The following is a 2,569-nucleotide window of genomic DNA, read 5'->3' as shown; positions in this document are numbered from 1 at the left end:
CCCCTTTTGCCACGTATGGGACCACCTGACTAGCGGTTTTGCCAGTTATGGGACCACCCGGCGTGGCTTCGGGGGCTTCCGGTCGCTCGGTCGTTGCATTGGCCAATGAGCTACCGGGAGGTATCGGTGATCGAGATCAGGGAGATCCTGCGGCTGTGGCTGCTGGGTCGAGGGTTGCGGGAGGTGGCCCGCTTGTCGGGCACGGACCGCAAGACGGTGCGCCGGTATGTGGAGATGGCGACCGCGTGCGGCCTGGATCGTGAGGGTGATGTCGGGCAGCTGAGCGATGAGTTGCTGGCGGCGGTGATCGCCGGGGTGCGCCGCGCGCGCCCTAATGGCAAAAGCGAGGCGTGGGCGACCGTCGCCGCGCACTCGGAGCAGATCCGGGTATGGCTGGATGAGGGCCTGACCCTGACCAAGATCCATATTCTGCTGGGGCGGCGCGGTGTGGTGGTGTCGTATCGGACGTTGAACCGGTATGCGACAACGGAATTGGGGTTCGGGCAGCGCAAGACCACGGTCCGGGTGGCCGACTGCGACCCTGGCGCGGAGGTGCAGGTCGACTTCGGGCGGCTGGGCTTGCTCACCGACGTCGCCGACGGGCGGCGCCGGGTGGTCCACGGCTTGATCTTCACCGCGGTGTATTCGCGGCACATGTTCGTCTGGCCGACCTACCGGCAGACATTGAATGACGTGATTGCCGGATTCGAGGCCGCGTGGATGTTCTTCGGCGGGGTGTTCGCCGTCGCGATCCCCGACAACATGAAGGCCATCGTCGATAAGGCCGACGCGACCGACCCGAGACTCAACGACGCGTTCCGCGAATACGCCCAAACGCGCGGGTTCGCTGTCGACCCGGCCCGGGTCCGCAGCCCGAGAGACAAACCCAGAGTCGAACGCTGCGTTCCCTATGTCAGGTCGAATTTCTTTGCTGGAGAACAGTTCCAAGATCTGACCGACTGCCGCGAACGCGCGGCGAGGTGGTGCGCGCAGGTCGCCGGGACACGAGTGCACGGCACTACCCGACTACGGCCGGTCGAGGTGTTCGACAGCGACGAACTACCGGCGCTGAAACCGCTGTCCGACGAGCCGTTCGACATCCCGACCTGGGCCCATCCCAAGGTCGCCCCCGACCGGCACGTTCAGATTTCCAAGGCGCTCTATAGCGTTCCCGGTGAGCTCGTGGGCTGCCGACTCGATGCCCGCGTGGATGCGTCCACGGTGAAACTGTATTGGCGTGGGGAGTTGATCAAGGTCCATCCCGTCGTCGCGCCCGGACGCCGGCACACCGATCCTGCTGACATGCCGTCGGAGGTGTCGGTCTATGCGATGCGGGATCTGAATACTTTGCAGCGCAAGGCATCCGGACACGGCGAAAACATCGGTGTCTATGCCGCGGCCGTGTTGGAGCATCCGCTGCCCTGGACCAAGATGCGGCAGGTCTATCGACTGCTCGGCCTGGTACGCCGCCACGGCCCAGCCGCGGTCGAGGACGCCTGCCGCCGCGCTCTCGATGCCGAGGTCGTCGACGTCGGCGTCATCGACCGCATGCTCACCCGCGCCGCGCCCGGCCAGCAGCTGACGCTGCTCCCGCCACCGACACCCTCCCGGTTTGTCCGCGCGACAACCGATTTCGCCGTCAGGAGACCCTCATGAGCACCCGCCGGCCCGCTGCCACACCCGTGGTCAAACCGATCGAGATCTCCCCGGAACTGAAAGCTCTGATGCGTCGGCTCAAGCTCGGACAACTCCTGGAAACTTTGCCCGACCGACTCGCCCTGGCCAGGTCGAACCGGCTGCCGCACCACGACTTCCTGGAGATGCTGTTTGCCGACGAGGTCACCCGCCGCGACCGCGACTCCGCCCAGCGCCGCGCCAAGGCCGCGCACCTGGACCCGCAGATGCAGCTGCAAGCCTGGGACGAGTCCACCGCGGTCAGCTTCGACCGGGAACTCTGGGCCGAACTGACCTCGCTGCGGTTTCTCGCCGACGCCTACAACGTCCTCGTGATGGGACCGGTCGGGGTCGGAAAGACGTTCCTGGCCAACGCATTAGGACACATTGCGGTCCGTCGCAACTACACCGTTCACACCGAGCGCGCCGACAAACTGTTCAAACGACTACGCGGCGCCCGCCTGGACGGCAGCTACGAAGACGAGATGCGCAAACTGCACCGTGTCGACCTGCTGATCCTCGATGACCTGGCCCTGCACCGGCTCGAAGCGGTCGAGACCAACGATTTCTACGAGCTGATCGTCGAACGCCACCGCAAAGCCTCGACCGTCATCACCAGCAACCGGGAACCACCGGAAATCCTGACCATGATGGCCGACCCACTGCTGGCCCAATCAGCGATGGACCGGCTGCAATCAGCCGCCTACGAACTCGTCGTCGAGGGCGAATCCTACCGGCAACGACAGAAGCCACGCCGCAGCAAACCGACCGATCCCAACCCCTCGGATTGACCAGCAGCCGAGCATCGGCCACCATCAACACGGCCCCGCGACCGGACGCAACCCGGTCCCATACTCATGGCAAACCAGTGGTCCCATCCCCCTGGCAGGCGACA

At 65.4% G+C, this 2,569-nt stretch carries 2 protein-coding genes; both read left to right on the top strand.

From position 1 onward, the window contains the following. The first annotated feature begins 105 nt into the window (after positions 1-105). Positions 106-1,656 carry an IS21 family transposase gene (gene istA / locus ACW2Q0_RS31035; protein ID WP_457194480.1) on the top strand — a complete coding sequence of 517 codons (1,551 nt, stop codon included), beginning with the start codon at positions 106-108 and terminating at the stop codon, positions 1,654-1,656. Continuing rightward, entirely contained in the window at positions 1,653-2,465 is an 813-nt protein-coding gene (locus tag ACW2Q0_RS31030; protein ID WP_457194479.1) for an ATP-binding protein, read from the top strand. The genes istA and ACW2Q0_RS31030 overlap by 4 nt, the downstream gene beginning before the upstream one ends. Positions 2,466-2,569 lie beyond the last annotated feature (104 nt).

It is taken from the genome of Nocardia citri (assembly GCF_054065835.1).
The sequence above is the reverse complement of the archived record's forward strand: the minus strand, read 5'-3'. Positions and strand labels throughout refer to the sequence as shown.